The organism is Caballeronia mineralivorans PML1(12) (assembly GCF_001028175.1).
GTDB classification, from domain to species: domain Bacteria; phylum Pseudomonadota; class Gammaproteobacteria; order Burkholderiales; family Burkholderiaceae; genus Caballeronia; species Caballeronia mineralivorans.
The window spans coordinates 1-267 of sequence record NZ_AEJF01000350.1 but is presented as its reverse complement, the minus strand read 5'-3'; the positions used below and the strand labels follow the sequence as shown (position 1 = coordinate 267).

Annotated in this window: 1 protein-coding gene; it reads right to left on the bottom strand. The window is 61.0% G+C overall.

Annotated features, from left to right (window positions below; all coding sequences use genetic code 11):
- Nucleotides 1–267, bottom strand: a 267-nt coding sequence (locus EOS_RS42970) for a glycosyltransferase (protein ID WP_047898342.1), incomplete at both ends; no start/stop codon positions are given.

Sequence of the window (267 nt, the reverse complement as noted above, 5' to 3'; positions counted from 1 at the left end):
GTTGGCACCACGCCAACAATGCGATCCGGCTTCCAGCGACGTTGCGCCATCAGCGGAAAGAAACTGCTGACGGCAAAACTGCCCAGATGCAACAGGCGTTTCAGGGTGCTCGGCTGTTTTGGCACATACAGCGGGCAGCGCCACACCGTGGCGGCCCCCTCTTCTCGTTTGTAGCGCCAGGCGGAATAGTTCTCGCCCACCTGCCATTGCGGGTAGTAAGGCGGTGCGGTAATGACCCGCACCTCATGACCTTGTGCCGCCAGCCAT